Source organism: Pseudomonas fluvialis (assembly GCF_014207935.1).
Taxonomy (GTDB): domain Bacteria; phylum Pseudomonadota; class Gammaproteobacteria; order Pseudomonadales; family Pseudomonadaceae; genus Aquipseudomonas; species Aquipseudomonas fluvialis_A.
Map to the genome: position 1 here is coordinate 1 of NZ_JACHLL010000004.1, position 18161 is coordinate 18161.

14 protein-coding genes and 1 pseudogene are annotated in these 18161 nt (G+C 58.9%); 6 read left to right on the forward strand and 9 right to left on the reverse strand.

Going from position 1 to position 18161, the window contains the following annotated elements; all coding sequences use genetic code 11:
- Positions 1-422: 422 nt before the first annotated feature.
- From HNP49_RS11695 to HNP49_RS11735, 9 genes and pseudogenes are all read right to left on the reverse strand, one after another.
- On the reverse strand, positions 423-1112 hold the full coding sequence (locus HNP49_RS11695) for a hypothetical protein (protein WP_184683456.1): 690 nt from the start codon (positions 1110-1112) through the stop codon (positions 423-425).
- Positions 1109-1696 (reverse strand): annotated as a pseudogene (locus tag HNP49_RS11700) (RHS repeat-associated core domain-containing protein); the annotation flags it as partial. The pseudogene HNP49_RS11700 and the gene HNP49_RS11695, both read right to left, overlap by 4 nt.
- Before the next feature lie 59 nt (positions 1697-1755).
- The gene (locus HNP49_RS11705) at positions 1756-3288 is read right to left on the reverse strand and encodes a Fic family protein (RefSeq protein WP_184683458.1); all 1533 of its coding nucleotides are present in this window, start codon (positions 3286-3288) and stop codon (positions 1756-1758) included.
- Between the two features lie 264 nt (positions 3289-3552).
- Positions 3553-4395, reverse strand: a complete 843-nt coding sequence (locus tag HNP49_RS11710) for a tyrosine-type recombinase/integrase (protein WP_260407179.1) — start codon at positions 4393-4395, stop codon at positions 3553-3555.
- 106 nt (positions 4396-4501) lie between these two features.
- Entirely contained in the window at positions 4502-4990 is a 489-nt protein-coding gene (locus HNP49_RS11715; protein WP_184683462.1) for a hypothetical protein, read from the reverse strand.
- A gap of 319 nt (positions 4991-5309) precedes the next feature.
- The gene (locus HNP49_RS11720; RefSeq protein ID WP_184683464.1) at positions 5310-5750 is read right to left on the reverse strand and encodes a hypothetical protein; all 441 of its coding nucleotides are present in this window, start codon (positions 5748-5750) and stop codon (positions 5310-5312) included.
- A complete protein-coding gene (locus HNP49_RS11725) occupies positions 5731-8490 on the reverse strand; it encodes an RHS repeat-associated core domain-containing protein (protein ID WP_184683466.1) in 2760 nt (919 codons plus the stop codon). Before HNP49_RS11725 ends, HNP49_RS11720 begins: the two co-directional genes overlap by 20 nt.
- A 17-nt stretch (positions 8491-8507) precedes the next feature.
- The gene (locus tag HNP49_RS11730; protein ID WP_184683467.1) at positions 8508-10160 is read right to left on the reverse strand and encodes a DUF6531 domain-containing protein; all 1653 of its coding nucleotides are present in this window, start codon (positions 10158-10160) and stop codon (positions 8508-8510) included.
- Positions 10161-10911: 751 nt separating this feature from the next.
- Positions 10912-11967, reverse strand: coding sequence for an AraC family transcriptional regulator (locus HNP49_RS11735; RefSeq protein WP_260407155.1), 1056 nt, complete (start codon positions 11965-11967; stop codon positions 10912-10914).
- Positions 11968-12074: 107 nt separating this feature from the next.
- On the opposite strand from HNP49_RS11735, the gene HNP49_RS11740 reads away from it, so the two are divergent.
- The 6 genes from HNP49_RS11740 to gltS all read left to right on the forward strand — a co-directional run bounded on the left by HNP49_RS11740 (position 12075) and on the right by gltS (position 18161).
- Positions 12075-13109, forward strand: coding sequence for a 2Fe-2S iron-sulfur cluster binding domain-containing protein (locus tag HNP49_RS11740; RefSeq protein WP_184683469.1), 1035 nt, complete (start codon positions 12075-12077; stop codon positions 13107-13109).
- 46 nt (positions 13110-13155) lie between these two features.
- Positions 13156-14358 (forward strand): alkane 1-monooxygenase, encoded by a 1203-nt coding sequence (locus HNP49_RS11745; protein WP_184683471.1) that lies wholly within the window; start codon positions 13156-13158, stop codon positions 14356-14358.
- Between the two features lie 232 nt (positions 14359-14590).
- Entirely contained in the window at positions 14591-15250 is a 660-nt protein-coding gene (locus tag HNP49_RS11750) for a TetR/AcrR family transcriptional regulator (protein WP_184683472.1), read from the forward strand.
- A complete protein-coding gene (locus HNP49_RS11755; RefSeq protein WP_184683474.1) occupies positions 15247-15834 on the forward strand; it encodes a YigZ family protein in 588 nt (195 codons plus the stop codon). The genes HNP49_RS11750 and HNP49_RS11755 overlap by 4 nt, the downstream gene beginning before the upstream one ends.
- A 68-nt stretch (positions 15835-15902) precedes the next feature.
- Complete coding sequence (locus HNP49_RS11760; RefSeq protein WP_184683476.1) at positions 15903-16916, forward strand: zinc-binding alcohol dehydrogenase family protein; 1014 nt, start codon at positions 15903-15905, stop codon at positions 16914-16916.
- 51 nt (positions 16917-16967) lie between these two features.
- Positions 16968-18161: a sodium/glutamate symporter gene (gltS, locus tag HNP49_RS11765; RefSeq protein ID WP_184683478.1), complete on the forward strand. Its 1194-nt coding sequence runs from the start codon at positions 16968-16970 to the stop codon at positions 18159-18161.

Here is an 18161-nt window from a genome sequence, read left to right on the forward strand (position 1 = left end):
TCCCTGGATAAAACGCTTCATCGGCATTCCCCACTGATTTGAATCCATCAAATCACAGCAAGGTCGATGCCAGCGTTTTTACACAGCCTGGGCCGTTTACAACCTTTGATTGACGCAGAGCGACCAGCGGGGCGTTCACATTTTTCCGGCACCGTGCATCACCCTAGACCAGCAGGGCACATCAAATTTTCCGGCCCCTACAACTGTTGGGACTGCATCAACTTGAACACCTTGCTGGCCCAACCTGACACACAGTGCCGGAAAAGTGTGAACACGCTGCTGGCAAAAATGCTACAGATGGCACTCAAGCGGTGGGGAATATAGCTTGCAGATAAACGCGCACAGATCGAGCGCTAATGAGTTATTCAACTGTCTAGTGCTCGATCTGGAGTTTAGCTATATGGCATTTAAGAGATGCATGCCTATATGGCTGGCATCTGATTGAAGACAGATATCTCCTTGAGAATCTCACCTTCAGACTTTTTTTCATCCACTAAAAGTTCAAGATCATAAGCAATCGAGGCTAGTTTATCAAGCCGCTGACTTGCTCCGTCCGCTGCTGTGCCACTGATAAACACCACCTGGGAGAGCCGCAGCGAGTAGTCGTAAGTTGCTCCATCAAGAGTTAAACTTGGTTTGCCTCCTGCGTTACGTCTTACAGACATCAGTTCCTGTTGCCATAGCTCCCTGAGCTTGGCGTACAGCTCTGGACTGATGTTGCGACTTTTTGTTGACAGCCTTATATCCTGTACATCACCTAAAGCCTGCAGCGCATCGACTCCTTGGATTTTAATTCCACGAGCCTGCTCAATTTCTTTCCAGTTCTCCTTAACATCCACATCATACACCCGCACCGATGCTGTTGAGGAAAACAACATATGACCGCGCGCAGTATCTTTAATGTAAATTACCTTCTCCGGTGAGCTACTGCGGATCATGACCTGCACGGTGGAATCACTAGCGTATGCATCCTTGAATACAGTTTTTAGCTTTTCGAAATACTGCCCTGCCATTCCTAGCATTAAACTGTGAGGAGACAAATATTCTTGAGCCCTCACTTCATAGGTAATAATTAAAGAAGTAGCCAAAAATACTTTCAGTAAGAGCTTCATGGTTGGCATCCGCATTTATTAGGGGTGCTGCCGTGGGAAGGTAGATATCTTTGCTTCATCGATGGGTCGTTGGTTCTTCCATCGTAGAACATATTGTTCCCGCCGGGCGTATTTAGGTAAACCCCATATTTTTTACCAACGGCCCCGCTTTCAGAAATCCCATCGGCTGTATTGAAGTCACCATCTGAGAAGTTCTCTTTATGATACGGATTTCCTCCGCTGGGATGAGTGTGCCATATCAGGTCTGCGTTAGTTGGCTGCGTCTTACGGAGAGCATCCCCTGGAACCCTTCTCGCTTCGCCTGCAAGAAAGGTATACGTCCAGCAGTTCCCCTTCTTGTATACCCAGCCACCGTACTCAATTGCTTGATCTTGCCTTGCCCTTGAGTAGTTGCCTGCATCAACTGCGACATCATCGGGGGATACAAATAGATCACCAGGTGCCAAACCTAGCAGATCAAGGTATGAGAGAGGATTGCCCATCACATACCCGTAGGTATTCAGTCCACCGGCTAAGCCAATCGGATCACTTTCGACGTACCGCCCGGTCTGCGGGTCGTAATCGCGGAAGTAGTTGTAAACTAATCTCCGGTACCACCCCTGGCCTTTTGGCTACCTATCAGCCACTCAATCCCAAGAGAAGCCTACTGCGGGCGACCCAACGTCACCTCCGATTCCGGTTCTTCCGGCGCATGCAGATCGGCATAGATGCTCTCTGCTAGCGCAATATCTTCATCCGTCAGGTGCTGGAATAAGCTCGTCCGCTTACGCTTGGAAACACGCCCGCTGTTCTCGTAAATCACTGCAATAAGCAGCTCAAGATCTCGGTTTGACAGATCCAACTCGCGATTCATTTGCTCTTTGAATCTATCACGGCGGACGAGATGATTGACCTCATCGCGCATAAGCCCATCCAGAACTCGTGCAGCGCTTTTATTGACCTCGCCCTGCAGATCAGTGAAGTCCAGGTGGGCGAACAGATGGGCATGCGCCTCATCCAGTTCCGGGTCGCTGGCCAAGTCCCTCCGGTGGTACTGCGTAGCGCTAAGTAGCCGCCGTGACAGTGCGTCGAGAGTGCCGATGTAACTCTCCAGATTGACCAGAAGGCCAGCAGAGATAGGCAGGATGATGCCCTGCAGTTTGAGACCTTCGTTGGCCAGAATGTCCTGCATGATGAAGCGGGACAACCTGCCGTTTCCGTCCATGAAAGGATGGATGTAGATAAAGCTATGCGCGATCGCGTTTAGCTTCACTAGCGCTGGGGCATCACTGCGCATGACGCGTTCACGCATGACAAACCATTTCTCCATCATCTCAGGCACTGTTTCCGGTGCCGGCGGGATCAGATGGATCAGATCGCCGCGGCCGAGCCAGTTCTGCAGATACCTGTATGCTCCAATGGACGGATCGGGACGCCCCGTACCGAGGGCTATCCGATGAATCTCGAACAAAAATTCTTCGTCTAGTGGGCGCTGGCCCGCCTGTTCCAGAACTCGTACAAAACGCAAAATTCGATCGGGAGCTGGGCGCTCGTGCTCGATCTCGTAGGAGCTGCGGGTCTCGGTCGTCAGCAGGTATTGCGCCGCTCTAGCAATCTCGGTGACTGAGAAATCGACCATTTGGTCATGCATGCGCTCGACTATTTGCGCATTCAAAAGACTGTCGTCGGCCCAGCCCTGGCGGCTAATAAGCGCTGAAAGCTTAGGCGTTCCCAGGAGATTCATCCGCACGCGATGTCTGCGCGACAACTCCTCTGGGCCGGTGAAATACTTCTCCGGCGCAAGCAGGTGCTCATAGGGAATGTTCTGGGCTGCATCGGGCAGAGGCAACTGGTGGCCTGCAATGCTCTCGCAGATGTACCAGAGTCGGCGCAGATAGCCGCTGGCTGGCTTCTCAGCGATTGCCGCCGCCAGGTCATCCCGGACAGAGGAAATCTGGAAAGCGCGCTCCAGGACACCCAGATTTACCCCTTCGTACGAGAGCGCAAACAGCATCTGGTCGATGGGGCGATGCTCTCTGGCGTACCCCTTGGTGAAGACCTCTACTTTCACGCCACCAGCGGACTGAGAGAGCGCTGGGCGCGAGCCTATGACACACTCATGGCCAAGCGGCACGCAGCGAAGATCGAGGGCGTTGATCAGCCAGCTGTATCCGGCTCGCTCAATGGGTTGCCGCATGGCGAATTTCCTATAGGAAGCGCGAGAAAATTATAATTTATACGGCTTTCTGAGAAAAACTTATAGTTAATTGCCCGAGCTATGAGAATGATCGAGTTGGCGAAGGAGATGAGTCAGCCCGCCGGCACTGCCTCAACAAGGCTGACTACACCCCGTCGCCATTGGCCTTGCCATCAAGAATAACCCCCACGCCTCGGGCGGGACTCGTCACGCACTGCGCACCAAGGGGGTAGTTTTTCTGCCCGACCAGCACACCCTTCTGAATCACCTCAAGCGGCCAGGGACTTGCGCTGCCGGGTGTGTCCTGATGTACACGCCCTGCAGATTCGTGACCGTCACATGGGTGTAGATCTGGGTGCTCTCGATGCACTGATGACCCAGCATCTCCTGCACATAACGAATGTCAGCACCATGGCGCATCATGTGCGTTGCCGTCGCGTGGCGGAGCGCGTGGCAGGAGCCACCTTTGCCAATGCCGGAGCGCTGAATATAGCCGCCAACCATCGTGGTCAATTTACTCTTCTGGATGCGCTTCCCCGTCTCGCTGAGGAAGAGAGCCTCGCCGCTGGCCACCGTTGCCAAACGGCCACGGAGTTCGTTCAGATACTTCTCAACCCAGTCGAGTGCTCGCGGCGCAATGGGAACCCGTCGATCATCGCCACCTTTCCCTTTGCGCACAGTGACCATCTGGTGTTTGAAATCCACGTCCCGGAAATCCAGCCCGGCCAGCTCGGCGCGGCGCATTCCTGTGGCGTAGCAAACCTCCAGGATGGCGCGATCCCGCAATCCCATACGACCTTTCATAAGCGTCTGATGCAAGATCGGGTCTATCTCGTCTTCGTCAGGAATCTGCTTGGGTATCCGGCGATGAACCTTGGGCAACGGGAATTTGGTGTAGTCGTCCGACAGCACAATGCCATAGGCATGTAGCCGCTTGAGCAGGCCGGTCACTGCCATCAGTCGCATGCGCTGCGTCGAGAGCTCTAACGGAGAATGATCCAGATGCTTGCGGTACCGGTGCAGGTATTTTCGGTAGCACTCCAGAAGAGCCAGATCGACCTGCGTCACCTCGCTGATGCCTTGCTGCTCACTCCAATGCAAGAACATCTGCAGCAACGCTGCCTTGGTGTTGGCTGTCGCATCACTTTATCCCCGCGCAAGGCAATCCTCGATGTAGAAAGGCACGCATGCTGACAGGCTGGTCGGATAAGTCTCAGCAGTCATGATTACCTCCCGTGCGCTCAGGCAACATCAACGCATCCTTGAGCACCCGCGAGAGAGCCTTATCAGGATCGCTAACCGTCGAGGCAAAACGGTTCCCATCCAAGCCCTGAGGAAACAAGACCAAGCGCACCTCGATGCTACTGTCAGCAAGCAGGTGGGCAATCCGATACACCTCATCCAGCTCAGGCCGGGAAGTACCGAAGGCGAAGTAGATCAGCCTGACCAGGCTGCTACGCAGGATGCTCAGGTGCTCTTCGCTAAAGCCTGAAAAACCCATGATGGCCGCGACGTTGGTATATCCCTGACACCACCAGGTCAGCGCTTCCACGGGGCTTTTGCAGAGAATCAACTCGGAGAATTCGAACAGTGCCTTCTGATTGAAGAAGCCTTTGTGGTCGAGGTGCCAGTGCACATGATAGGCCGAGTGTGCGGTGAGCTTGGGCGTGATCCGACGCCCATACAACTGTAGGCGCTGCATCAACTTGAACACCCTGCTGGCCTAACCTGACACCTTGAACCGAAAAGGCCTGCACACCCTGCTGGGGAAATTGGTGCAGCTGGAAGGGGCTTTCAGGAGTGGTCGGATTCCTCGATGCAGAACACTCTGCAGGAAAGGTTTTCGCCAGTCAGGAATGAAGACCTGAGAGGGCTGGAAGTTTGGGATGGCGCGCTACGGCTGGGAGGTAAGCCATAGCGCTCCGTTTCCCGTGGATCAAATGCTCCACCCTACAAGGCTCCATGGCGAAAAATTGGCCTAGCAGATTGCTGGGCCTTGAGGGCATCTCCGGATGTAGACACTAATTAGCTGTGGGATAGACCTGCCCTGTAATTAGCGCCTTAAGCATCTTGGTGATTGCCAGACCAGTCGCGGGTAGCCAGCCACCAAAAATTAGACCAGAGAAAAGAAGCCCCTTTCCATACAAAACCAAGTTCTCTTCTAGCCAGCGGAGCTGCGTTTCCCAGAATCCTGAAACAAAAATAGACTCCAACATAAAATTAGAAGCCACGCTTGCAATGAGGATTACAGAAAACCTTGCTAAAAGAAAAATCCACCCCTCTCTTTCTCCAAAAGTACAGTGCGCCATCAAGCAGAGAATTTGACTGGCAACGAAGTAATACCAGAAATCATACCGCACAATTATCTCTTCCGCCCAATAGAAAGAAACCACAGAAAGGCAAATATAGAGAACACCCTCCCAAGGGGTGATGTGTAATCGTTTATTTTTTATTTGCATCATCAATCAAATTCCCCGGAAGCCAAGTTCCTGCTGCAACATGTGGAAATGCTTGAGACCCACCGATAACGCCTGAAACCATTACTGCGCAAGTCCCGCCTATAGGGGCGCCGCCACGATCTAAAGCTATTTCTTCAAATTCTTTTTCTTCAGCGGCAGTCGTTTGCTTGCACGACTCCTCAACTTTGTCTCCATTTTTCTCGTGGTACTTTCTGTATGCGTCTTTAGACGCATCATTACCAGTAAGTAACTCTCCTGAGCCGGCACGATGATCTGTGGCGTACCCACCCGCTGGGTCATATATCCACGGGCCAGATTCTCCGCTAGATCCATACAATGCAGCATGATCCGCAACCCCGGACGCACCTCTCGTAACAATTACGCACGTTTCTAAGCCATACATATCTACAAAGCTAATGGGGTTACCTTTTACATACCCAAAGGTATTGAGCCCGCCCTTAAGCCCAATCGGATCACTTCCGACGTAGCGCCCAGTCTGCGGGTCGTAATCGCGGAAGTAGTTGTAGTTCAGCCCGCTCTCTGCATCGAAGTACTGTCCAGGGAAACGCAGGTTGATGGCCTGCACATCTCCACCAGCGACCAGTACCGCATCGCCGTTACCAAAAGCGTCCGACTTCCAGCGCCAAACCTCTTGGCCGGCTTGGTTGGTAGCCAGACGTGGCGTATTCAGGTGGTCGGCATGTAGGTAGAAGGCTGTACTGCTGGTGACACTGCCATTGGCAGCGAAGCTCTGAGCCAGACCGCCAATCGGCATGCTGTCCAACCATAGGTAGAACTGGCTGCTGAGTTTGTTGCCAGCATTGTCGTAATAGGTCTCGCCCAGCAGTTGCCCGTCAGGACCGTAGAGGAACGTGGTGGTCTGCCCGTTGGCTATCTTGTGGGTGCGCTGGCCTAGTGCGTTGTAGCGGAACTCAGCGACCACGCTGTCACTGATTTTGACCTTGCTCAGGCGACCCTGGGCGTCGTATTCCAACTCGCGGTTGGCGCGGTCCTGAGTCAGGTTACCAGCCGCATCGCTCGTCACTGCGTGGTCATCGATCTGGGTCAGGCGGTTGCTATCACTGGCGTAGCTGAGGGTCTGAGTAGTACTGCCTTGAGCTCCGCCGTTACTCAGGGTAGTGACGGTCTTGCTGGTCCGGTTGCCTACGGCATCGTAGCCGTATTGCTGGCGCACAGTGGCTTGCTCTTCTTGAGTCAAGCGGTCCAACTCGTCGTACTGATACTGGAGATTACCGAACAGGCCGCTCCGCAGTGTTTCAATGTTGCTGTTGGCGTCATAGCCATAGAGAGCCTGCCAGGGGCCGACACTTTGCTGGGTCAGGCGGTAATCCTGGTCGTAGCTGCGCGACAGACTCAGGCCATTGGCCCAGGTCAAGCTCTTAAGTGGGCCGAACGGCAGGTAGCTGAGGCTACTAGCGAACACAGCAGGGCTTTGCCCATTCTGCACCAGCTCAACAGACGCGACCTGCCCTGCACTGTTGCGGTTGTACTGCACAGCAACGCCACCAGGGTAGCCAACACGGGTCAGTTGGTTGGCGTTGTCATAGGCATAGTTGAGGCTGTCGTAAACATCACTGCCGGCCACGCTCACCGAACGGATCTGTTCGATCAGATTGCCGTGTGCATCGTAGCGGTAACCCAATACCCCACTTGCATCTTGCACCGCAGTCAGGCGACCGATGCCGACATTGCCGTCGCCGGTCATGTCGTAGTGGTACTGAATGTTCAGGCTCGGATTGGCAGGGTATTGCTTGCCGGTCAGACGATTCAGGGCGTCGTAGGTGAAGCTGGTCACCAGGCCACGGGCATCGGTCTTGCGGATGACATTACCGGCTGCATCGTGACCGAATGTGGTGGTGCCGCTGTCCTTGCTGATGAGCTGGGTCAGGTTGCCCAGGCCATCGTACTGGTACTGAGTGACCACTCCACGCGGGTCGGTGACCTGGGTCAGGTTGTCCTGACCGTCATAAGCCAGAGCAGTGACACCATTACGCGGGTCAGTGCTGGATACCAGGCGATTGAGTGCGTCGTAGCTCTTGGTAGTGCTGTGCTGCTTGGGTGTACGGCTCAGTGTGGGGTTATCGTTAAGGTCGTAGCCATACTGCTGGGTCTGGCTCTGCGCTCCTACCGATTTGAGTAAGCGACCCAGCTCGTCATACACCCAGGTCTGCTGCTGAGCCAGACTGCTGGAGGCATCCTTCAGGCGCTGGGCGGTGCGGTTGCCCATGAGGTCGTAGTCGTACTCGACCTTCTCACCCAGATTGTTGGTGATAGTGGTCAGCCGCCGCGCCCCACTCCACGTGTACTGCAGCCAACTGCCGTCGCCACGGATAACTTTAGTGATTTGGCCAATGGCATCGTACTCAAAGCTGGTGGTACTGCCGGCCGTTGTCACGGAAGCCAACCAGCCCTGCGGGGTATACGTCAGGGTGCTGGTGATATTGTTGGCATCAACCACGGCCTGCGGATTGCCGTAGGCATCGAAGTTCGATAGCTGGGTGATGTGGCCGAGGGCGTTGGTGACCAGGATCAGGCGGCCCTGGGCATCGTAGGCGTAGGTAATGACGTCGTTGACGTCAGTACGCGGCCCGTTGGCCGTCTCGATCAGGCCCTGGCTGTTGTAGGTGTAACTCCAGTTGCGCTCGGTGGCCTGAGCCTCCGGCAGCCCAAAAGCCGCTGCCAGTGCCAGGCTGAGCAGGCTTGCGCGATGCATGATGTTCATCTGTCAGTTCCTTCTGATCAAAGCGCGGTAATGGTCTGGCTGAGCAGATTCCCTTGAGTGTCATACTCGAAATTCATCACACGATTCGGCTCGGTGATGGTCACCGGCTTGTACAACGCGGGATGCCACTCAGTCGTAATCGTGCGCGCCTGCGGAGTGCCAGATGCCTCTGTCCGCGAAGTCTCCAAGCCTCGGCTGTCGTAGCTGTAGGTGGTGACGTAACCCTTGTTATCCGTGCGCGTAGCGATCAGCCCTTTGGCGTTATAGGTGAAGGTCGAGTTGCTCGCCGGACAGTTCGCGGAAACAGCTCCTGCCAGAGCAGTAATACGCTTGGCACCCGCGACAGCCTGGAAGGTATAGGTGGCCTGCTTGCCCAGCGGATTAGTGACAGTGGTCGAACCGTTGGCGTTATAGGTGAACAGGTACTTGTTCTGCACGCCGTTCAGCTCGTTACGGATGACTCGACCTTTGGTGTCATAGGCCCAGGTCACGTAACGAACGTTGCGCTCATCCGTAATACCAGTCAGCCAGCCACCCTCGGTTGTGCTCTCGTAGTGATAAGTACGTGCCTTGCTCTGACCACCCTGAGTACGTGTGGCCTTGGTCAGTCGCCCTGCCGTGCTATAGGTGTAAACGACCTGCAGTGTGCCTGCAGCCAGATTCGTCAGGCGCTTGGCGGTGTTGAAAGTGAGCGTCATTGTGCGACCAAGAGAATCGGTAACCACAATGCTGTTGGTCGCGTAGGTCAGCACCTCATAAGTGCCGTTGGCGCGATCGATGCGAGTCAGCTGCCCTGTTGCATCAAAATACAGATGCTCGTTGTAACTGTTGTCATAGCGCCAACCGGAGCCGACCTGTTCCAGGTGCCCAAGCTCTCTGGGAGAAGGCGTCGCAATGCCATTGGCGACAGTGAAAAGGCTCTCACGACCATCCGTATTGACCAGCATGATCTGTGTCGTGGAGATCCTGAGCTTTGCCGAGTAGGTGTGCGTCCAGTTGGCCGTCATGCTGTTGTAGTAGCGAGCAAAGTGCATCTGCGTACCAGCCTGACCAGGGTAATCCACCTCAACCTGATAGCTGTTGCCGTTTGAGACGTTGACCGGATCCGCGGCGCCCATACCAGGTGCACCTTCGCTTTTCAGCGCAGAGGCGGCAGACTGGGCAGGACACACCCCCGGCTGATCAGGATTGCCCAGACCTGAAGTTTCTGGGCACGTCAGCCGATTGGTTGGTCGGTCATAGAAAACCGGGCCGGCAAATTTGTCGTAATGGGTCTGTTTGCCAACGGCATATTGCGTCGCAACAACGCCGTCCACCGACCCGGTGAAGTTGTCGTGATAGAGCACCGCATGCGTTTTGCAGGTATTTGGGAAAACACGCTTCATATTGGCATTGGCGTTTCTCAGATAGGCCAGCATGTCCTCTGGGTAATACCAACCACTGCCTTCATTCCATTTGATCACCTTGCCACCAGAACACTGCAGCCCGGCAATCAAGTAGAAATACTGCCCACTGCCATTTGGCGTTAAAGAACTGGCATACGACTCAACGCCAAAGTAGCTAACACCGCTGCCCGTCGTGCAGTTTACCGCTGCAAGGCTGGATTGGTGGTAAACAGCGCTGGCAAGCAACGTGAGAGCGAGACTGAGCCCGCGAGAGGAACGATCCATGTCCGAGATCCTGCCGTGAAGAAAGGTGGCAACAGCGTAGGCGAGGTATTTTGCCTACAGCAGCAATCAAGTAAGGGGCCATTCGCAGATTCAAGACAACTGCTGATGGCACGCCCCGTTATCTAGAACTCAATCCACAGCGTCAACTGCCCCAAAAGACAGGTGCAGATACTTTCAATCTCACTGAAAGATTTTCGGATTCACCAACTCCACACTTCCGAAATACCCACGCTTTAAATCGACCTCACCATCAGGTGCTTCGCCGAGCTGCTGGTATTGGCTCGCACTTGAATCCCCCCACGCAACGGAGTAGGTATTCCGCCCGGTGGACCATTCTCAAGGCATGACAAGTTCTCGGTTACGCCATAGACCTGTTCTATATATCTGGCGACAGTACTTATCTGGGCGTGAAGCGGAGCCAGGCCTGCTACAGTTTGACTCGAGCATCAAGCGCATGTCGGATGGTTTCGAGCGCTGCCTGCAGGTGAGTCATGTGGTTCTTCAAATACTCGCGCTGGGTGATTTGAACGTGGAGATCCAGCAGGTCTGCACGTAGGGCAAGCAGCCGCTATCGGCAAGCGTCACCTACAGCGGAGCAGGATTCGACTTCGAGGCCTAACAGGCCAATCTGGACAACGAGCAGTTTCACGGCCGGAGTCTGTATCTGCTGCGTCAGCTATGCGCCGACCTGCAATTTTCTGGCACTGGCAATCAGGTCACCGCCACCCTGCAATGGTGATGGCCAAAGGGCTCAGCGGCGGCCGTGGTGCTCGCGGAACTGTGCCGGCGGCATGCCCTCCCAGCGTTTGAACGCCCGGCGGAAGTTGGCGATATCGGTATAGCCGAGGGTGTAGGCGATCTCCTCGATGCTCAGGTGCCCGGCCTGCAGATGGGCGACCGCCAGGGTGTGGCGCACTTCTTCGAGAATCGCCTTGAACGAGGTGCCCTCCTCCAGCAGACGCCGGTGCAGGGTGCGCGGCGTCAGGTGGAACAGGCGCGCAGTGACGTTCAGACTGGGAAAGCCGTTCTGCTTCTCCAGCATCACCCGCCGCACCCGCGCACTCATCGACACAGCCTGCTGCAGCTTGTCCAGCTCGCGCTGGCAGATCAGTTCGGCCTCGCGGAACGAAGTGGGGTCGGCCATTTTCAGCGGAAGATCAAGCAGCGCAAGCGGCAGGGTAAAGCCGGCCCACTCCGCGTCGTAAGCCACCTCGCAGCGGAACATCTCCTCAGCCAGCTCGGCATAGGCCGGGCGGGCAAACGGGAAGCTGACCCGGGTGAGCGCATAACTGCCCAGAGTGATGGCATCGAACACGTTCTTGATCGCCAGCACGATGGCTTCCAGCACCGGTCGCTGAATATCGCCCAGCGCATAGCTGGGGGTGAAGAGGATGTGCGCCGATGTTTCATCCTGACGCAGGCTGACGGACACCAGGCTGGTGCGCAGGCCCAGGTAGCGTTCCACCAGCTGCAGGGCCTGGCGCACCGAGCCGCTCTGCATCGCGGCATAGCCGAGGATGCCGTGGGTATTGACCACCAGACGCTCGCCCACCAGCAGGCCGAAAGCACCTTCGCCGGTGCTGTCCAGCGCATCCTGAATCAGCTGGCAGAAGCTGCCGAAGTCCGGCTGAAAACCCGCGTCGTTGAGCTGCGCCTCGCTCAACCGGCTGCGTGCCAGCCAGGCCGGAACATCGGCGTCCATGGCGGTCAGTTGCTCGGCAACCTGCCGCAGGTATTGCACGGGAAGGGTGAAGTCCTGCACGGCACGGGCCTCGGGAGGGGAAGTCAGCTTCGGCAAAATTGTCAATAAATGACCCATAGAATGTCAATCGCGAACCTCCAGCGCCGGGCGTCCGGGACTTAGCCTGTCACCGTCCCAAGCCTCTCCCGCGAACAAGTACAACCGGAGGACGCATGTTTTCACTATTTGCCAAGAAGGGCCCGACCACGGCCACCATCAATGGTCAGGCGATCCCCGTCGAACCCAAGGAAACCCTGTTGCAGGCGGCCCTGCGCGCTGGCATCGACTTCCCTCACAGCTGCCGAGTGGGCGGTTGTGCCGCCTGCAAATGCCAGCTGGTCGCCGGTCAGGTCAGGGAACTGACCGAAACCGGCTACCTGCTCACCGACGAGGAACTCGACCAGGGTTACATCCTCGCCTGCCAGAGCGTGCCGAAAAGTGATATCCGCGTCAGCGTCGACCTCAGCCAGCAGCAAGCGCGCCGCACGGTGAAAGGGCGCATCGTCGGCCAGGAAAAACTCACCCACGACATCACCCGTCTGGTCGTGCAACTGGAACAGAGCCTGCCGTACAAGGCCGGGCAGTTCGCCGAGCTGTGCCTGGATGCGCTGCCCGATATCCAGCGCAGCTACTCCTTTGCCAGCGCCGTACAGGCCGACGCCAAGGTCAGTTTCTTCATCCGCCACGTGCCCGGCGGCCTGTTCTCCTCGTTCGTGCAACAGCGCGATCTGCTCGGCCAGGGCATTCAGGTACAGGGGCCGCTGGGCGATTTCTACCTGCGCCCAGCTGATGCGCCACTGCTGCTGATTGCCGGCGGCAGCGGTCTGGCACCGATCATCGCCCTGCTTGAGGACGCCCTCGCCCATGGAATACAGCGCCCGGTCAGCCTGTTGTTCGGCGCCCGCGAGGAGCGCGACCTGTATGCCCTGGACAGCATCAGTGCGATCGCCGCGCAGTGGCGCGCACCGTTCCGCTTCGTGCCGGTGCTCTCCAACGCCAGCGCCGATGCCACCTGGAGCGGCGCGCGCGGCCTGGTCACCAGCCAGCTTCCCGCGCTGATCGAACCCGGTGCACACGCCTACCTGTGCGGCCCGCCCGCCATGATCGACAGCGCGGCAGCCCTTCTGCGCGACCACGGCGTGCCACGCGAACACATCCACGCCGACCGCTTCACCACCCGGCAGGACGCCCTCGCTGCGTCGGCCTGAGCCCCCATCAACCCGCTTCCACCTGCCCATAACAAGAGAGACCACCATGAGCCTTCTGCACTATTTGAAGTATTTCCTCTTCCACGGTGTCGGCCTGATCGCAGCGGTCGCCATTCTCGCCGGCGGCGCCTGGATCACCTTCGGTCTGATCGCGGTGCTGGTGATCTATCTGGTTGGTGACGCCATCTGCGGCGACGACACCAGCACACCGCAGTTCAAGCATCCCGGCATCCTCACCGTTCAGCTGTGGCTGGCTCTGCCACTGCTGGCGTTCATCGTTTTCTCCGCGCTGTGGAGTTTCAGCAACGGCGACTTCCTCGGCTTTGGTGCGGCACTGACTCAACTGACCGGCTATGACCTGGTCGCCGCGCGCGATGCCACCTTCGCCGGGCATTACGTTTCCACCGTGCTGATCACCGGCCTGATGATCGGCATGGTCGGCACCATCCCGGCCCACGAGCTGACCCACCGCACCTGGGACCCGATCTCCATGCTGGTCGGACGCTGGCTGCTGGCCTTCAGCTTCGACACCATCTTTGCCATCGAGCATGTCTACGGTCACCACCGCTACGTATCGACCACGGAAGATCCGGCCACAGCGCCGCGCGGCCGCAATGTCTACTTTCACATCCTGGCCTCAACCCTCAAGGGCAACGTCAGCGCCTGGAAAATCGAGCAGAAGCGCCTCAAGCGCAAAGGCCATAGCCTATTCGGCTGGCACAATGCGGTGCTGCGCGGCCATCTGATGAGCGTGCTGCTGGTGGTGGCCGCCTATGTCATCGGCGGCTGGCAGACCGCGCTGTTCTTCACCGCCTGCGCGCTGTGGGGCAAGGCCCTGCTGGAGATCGTCAACTACATGGAGCACTACGGCATGGTGCGCAACCCGGCCACCCCGGTGCAGCCGCGTCACTCGTGGAATACCAACAAGCGCATCAGCTCCTGGACCATGTTCAACCTGACCCGCCACTCGCACCACCATGCCCAGGGCGAAGTGCCCTACCAAGACCTCAAGCCATTCCCGGATGCGCCGATGATGGTCGGCGGCTACCTGACCACCATCATCGTGGCGCTTATTCCGCCGCTGTGGCACAAGCTGATGACCCCCAAGGTACTGGACTGGGACCAGCGCTATGCCACCGACGAGGAGCGCCTGCTGGCCATCCAGGCCAACGCCAGAAGCGGCATTCGCGCCCTGCAGCAGGCCAATGTGCGCCGCCAGCCCGGCACTGCGCAGGTGGCCCGCGCCTGATTGTCGCAGCTCGCCTGGCGCGCCATTGAGCGACGCGCCAGGCAGACTTCCCTGTGGGCCGGCCTCCCTAGCCCACCTTGCGCAAGCCCCGGCCAGCAATGGCCGGTCTTTTTTCTGCCAGTCGCCTGTGAACCGGCACGCTGTCAGTGTCTTTCAGGGTTGTATCGCGCGGCTCATTCGGGTATCAGTGCACACGCATTCACGCATTGCCCGTCACACCCCGCCGAGGCCTATGAAAAAGCTCGCTCCCGCACCCGAACAACAGGCCAAGCCCGCCGGCCGCGTCCGCCAGAAGAACGTCGTCGCCATCCTCGCCGCGGCCGAGGAAGAATTCGCCCTGCACGGGTTCAAGGGCACCAGCATGAACACCATCGCCCAGCGCGTGGGGCTGCCCAAAGCCAACCTGCACTACTACTTCGGTAACAAGCAGGGCCTGTACGTGGCGGTGCTGGATAACATCCTCGATCTGTGGGAAGACACCTTCAATCACCTGAGCGTGGACGACGATCCGGCCACCGCACTGGCCGCCTACATCCGCAGCAAGCTGGAGTTCTCGCGCAAGAACCCGCTGGCCTCAAGGATCTTCGCCATGGAAGTCATCCGCGGTGGCGACTGCCTGACCAGCCACTTCAACCAGGACTACCGCGACTGGTTCCGCGGCCGCGCTGCGGTGTTCCAGGCCTGGATGGACGCCGGCAAGATCGACCCTATCGATCCGGCGCACCTGATCTTCCTGCTCTGGGGCAGCACCCAGCACTACGCCGACTTCGCCTGGCAGGTGTGCAACCTGACCGAACGCTCGCGCCTGCTCAAGGCCGACTTCGATCAGGCCGGCGACGTACTGGTGCACATCATCCTCAAGGGCCTTGGCCTGACCCCGCCGGCGGCATGAGTTCCCTGCTGGGCGGCCCCGCCCAGTTCAGCGAGGAGGTCCGCAAGAGCCGCTTCCTCGCTCAGGCCCACCCCCTGAACGACGCCAGCCAGGCCAGCCAGCTGCTGGCCGAGCTGCGCGATGCCGGTGCCTCGCACAACTGCTGGGCCTGGAAGTTCGGTACGCAGTACCGCTTCAGCGACGATGGCGAGCCCGGCGGCACGGCTGGCCGGCCGATTCTCGGCGCCATTGAAGCGCAGGAGATGGACCAGTTGATTGTCGTAGTCACCCGCTGGTACGGCGGCATCCAACTGGGCACCGGCGGCCTGGCGCGGGCTTACGGTGGCTGTGCCAACCAGTGCCTGCAACAGGCCGAGCGCATTGCCCATGTCCCGCGCCTGAACGTCAGCTGCCAGCTCAACTTCAGCGAACTGGCGCTGTTCAAGGCACGCCTGGACAGCTGCGCCACCCTGCTCCTGAATGAAGCCTACGACGCCCAGGGTGCCCGCCTGGAGCTGGCCGTCGCGCCTGCGCAGCTGGACGCCCTGCAGCGTCTGCTCAGCGATATCAGCCGCGGCCGCAGCCTGCTGCAACGCCACGACTAGCAGGCTTGCCGGGCACTGCCGCAATCGGGGATGCTGGCTCTCTCCCGCCGCCAGCCTTGGACCCTGCCATGAAAGCCGTTGCCTACACCCACAGCCTGCCGATCAGCGACCCGTTGTCCCTACAGGATGTTCAGCTCTGCGAGCCGACACCCGGCCCTCATGACCTACTGGTGGAGGTGCGTGCCATCGCCGTCAATCCGGTGGACACCAAGATTCGCCGCAATGTCGCCCCGGAGGCCGGTCAGACCAAGGTGCTGGGCTGGGACGTGGCCGGCGTGGTGCGCGCGGTCGGCAGCGCCGTCAGCCTGTTCAAAGTCGGCGACGAAGTCTTCTACGCAGGCGCCCTGCAGCGCCCGGGCGGCAACAGCGAGCGGCATCTGGTCGATGAGCGCTTGGTCGGCCACAAGCCCCGCTCCCTGAGTTTCGCCGAGGCCGCCGCGCTGCCGCTGACGGCGTTGACCGCCTGGGAGCTGCTGTTCGATCGACTGAAGGTCCCGCAGAGGGCTTCGGCCAAGGGCCATTTGCTGATCGTTGGCGCGGCCGGCGGTGTCGGCTCGATCCTCACCCAGCTCGCCCGCCAGCTCACCGGACTGACCGTAATCGGCACAGCCTCGCGGGCGGAAACCCAGCAGTGGGTTCGTGAACTGGGTGCCCACGAAGTCATCGACCACCGCCAGCCACTGCACGCCGAGCTGCAGCGGCTGGGCATTGCCCAGGTCGAACGGGTCGCCAGCCTGACCCACACCGACCAGCACTACGAGCAGATCATCGAAGCGCTTGCGCCCCAAGGCCAACTGGCCCTGATAGACGACCCGGCGCAGCTGGATGTGGTCAGGCTCAAGCGCAAGAGCCTGTCGCTGCACTGGGAGTTCATGTACACCCGCTCTCTGTTCGAGACGCCGGACATGCTCGAACAGCACCACATTCTCGAGCGGGTCAGCCAGCTGGTGGATGCCGGCACCCTGCGCACGACCCTGGGTGAACACTTCGGCGTCATCAACGCCGCCAACCTGCGCCGCGCACACGCCTTGCTGGAAAACGGTCAGGCACGCGGCAAGATCGTCCTGGAAGGCTTTGACTAAACTTTTGCACACGGCCGGCGTGCATCAGCCGCCCCATTCAAGGAGTGAAGCGTGACCCTACAACCCGTGGAAACCCTGCTCGCCGCCCTGCTGGTCCTGCTCCTGGGACGCGGCGTCAACCGTCTGGTGCCGCTCCTGGCGCGCTACAACATCCCCGAGCCGATCACCGGCGGCCTGCTGTTCGCCTGCGTGATGGCCGTACTGGGCGCCAGCCTGGGCTGGCAGATCAGCTTCGACGTAACCCTCAAGCCGGTACTGCTGCTGACTTTCTTTGCCGCCGTCGGCCTGTCGGCCAACCTCGGCCTGCTGCGCCAGGGCGGCAAGCGCCTGCTGCTGTTCGTACTGGTGCTGATCCCCTTCCTCTTTCTGCAGAACACGCTCGGCGTGCTGCTGGCCTGGGGGCTGGACCTGCACCCGCTGATGGGACTGGTCGGCGGCAGCATCACCCTGGTCGGCGGTCACGGCACCGGCGCGGCCTATGCCGAGCGTTTTGCCGAAGTGCACAACATCCAGTCGATCATGGAACTGGCGATGACCGCGGCCACCCTCGGGCTGGTGCTTGGCGGCATTGCCGGCGGACCGCTGGCGCAGTGGCTGATCAAGCGCCACCAGCTCGCTGGCGCCGATGGCAAGGCCGCGGAGATCAGCCACAGCAGCGACGGCGATGCCGACTCGGTACGCGCCGGCAACTTCGTCCCGGTACTGGCCGCCACCCTGCTGGCCGTACTGGCCGGCCAGGCCACCGCCGAATGGATCGGCGAAGGCACCATCACCCTGCCCAGCTTCCTATGGTGCCTGCTGTATGGCGTGCTGATCCGCAACCTCGGCCACTTTGTCGGTCTGCGACTGAACGACGATGCCATCGAGCTGGTGTCCTCGGTCAACCTGTCACTGTTCCTCGCCATTACCATGATGGCCCTGAGCCTGGCCAGCGTGTTCAGCCTGGCCGGCCCGCTCATGCTGATCCTGCTCGGCCAGTTGCTGCTGGTGCTGATCTACGGCGCCCTGGTGACCTATCGCTGGACCGGCCGCGACTATGAAAGCGCGGTGATGTCCGCCGCCTTCTGCGGCTTCGCCATGGGCGCCACCGCCACGGCGATCGCCAACATGCAGGCCATCACCCAGCGCTATGGCCCCTCGCCCCAGGCCTTTGTGGTGGTGCCGCTGGTCGGCGCCTTCCTCATCGACCTGCTCAATGCCCTGGTGCTCACCGGGTTCCTTTCGCTGCCAGGGATGGGGAGCTGA

Bases quoted from the DNA above. Each gene is read 5' to 3' on its own strand.
- HNP49_RS11740 (WP_184683469.1), top strand. From the start codon at position 12,075: ATGTTTTCACTATTTGCCAAGAAGGGCCCGACCACGGCCACCATCAAT.
- HNP49_RS11750 (WP_184683472.1), top strand. From the start codon at position 14,591: ATGAAAAAGCTCGCTCCCGCACCCGAACAACAGGCCAAGCCCGCCGGC.
- HNP49_RS11755 (WP_184683474.1), top strand. From the start codon at position 15,247: ATGAGTTCCCTGCTGGGCGGCCCCGCCCAGTTCAGCGAGGAGGTCCGC.
- HNP49_RS11710 (WP_260407179.1), bottom strand. From the start codon at position 4,395: ATGTTCTTGCATTGGAGTGAGCAGCAAGGCATCAGCGAGGTGACGCAG.
- HNP49_RS11745 (WP_184683471.1), top strand. From the start codon at position 13,156: ATGAGCCTTCTGCACTATTTGAAGTATTTCCTCTTCCACGGTGTCGGC.
- HNP49_RS11725 (WP_184683466.1), bottom strand. From the start codon at position 8,490: ATGAACATCATGCATCGCGCAAGCCTGCTCAGCCTGGCACTGGCAGCG.
- HNP49_RS11760 (WP_184683476.1), top strand. From the start codon at position 15,903: ATGAAAGCCGTTGCCTACACCCACAGCCTGCCGATCAGCGACCCGTTG.
- HNP49_RS11695 (WP_184683456.1), bottom strand. From the start codon at position 1,112: ATGAAGCTCTTACTGAAAGTATTTTTGGCTACTTCTTTAATTATTACC.
- HNP49_RS11730 (WP_184683467.1), bottom strand. From the start codon at position 10,160: ATGGATCGTTCCTCTCGCGGGCTCAGTCTCGCTCTCACGTTGCTTGCC.
- HNP49_RS11715 (WP_184683462.1), bottom strand. From the start codon at position 4,990: ATGCAGCGCCTACAGTTGTATGGGCGTCGGATCACGCCCAAGCTCACC.
- HNP49_RS11705 (WP_184683458.1), bottom strand. From the start codon at position 3,288: ATGCGGCAACCCATTGAGCGAGCCGGATACAGCTGGCTGATCAACGCC.
- HNP49_RS11720 (WP_184683464.1), bottom strand. From the start codon at position 5,750: ATGATGCAAATAAAAAATAAACGATTACACATCACCCCTTGGGAGGGT.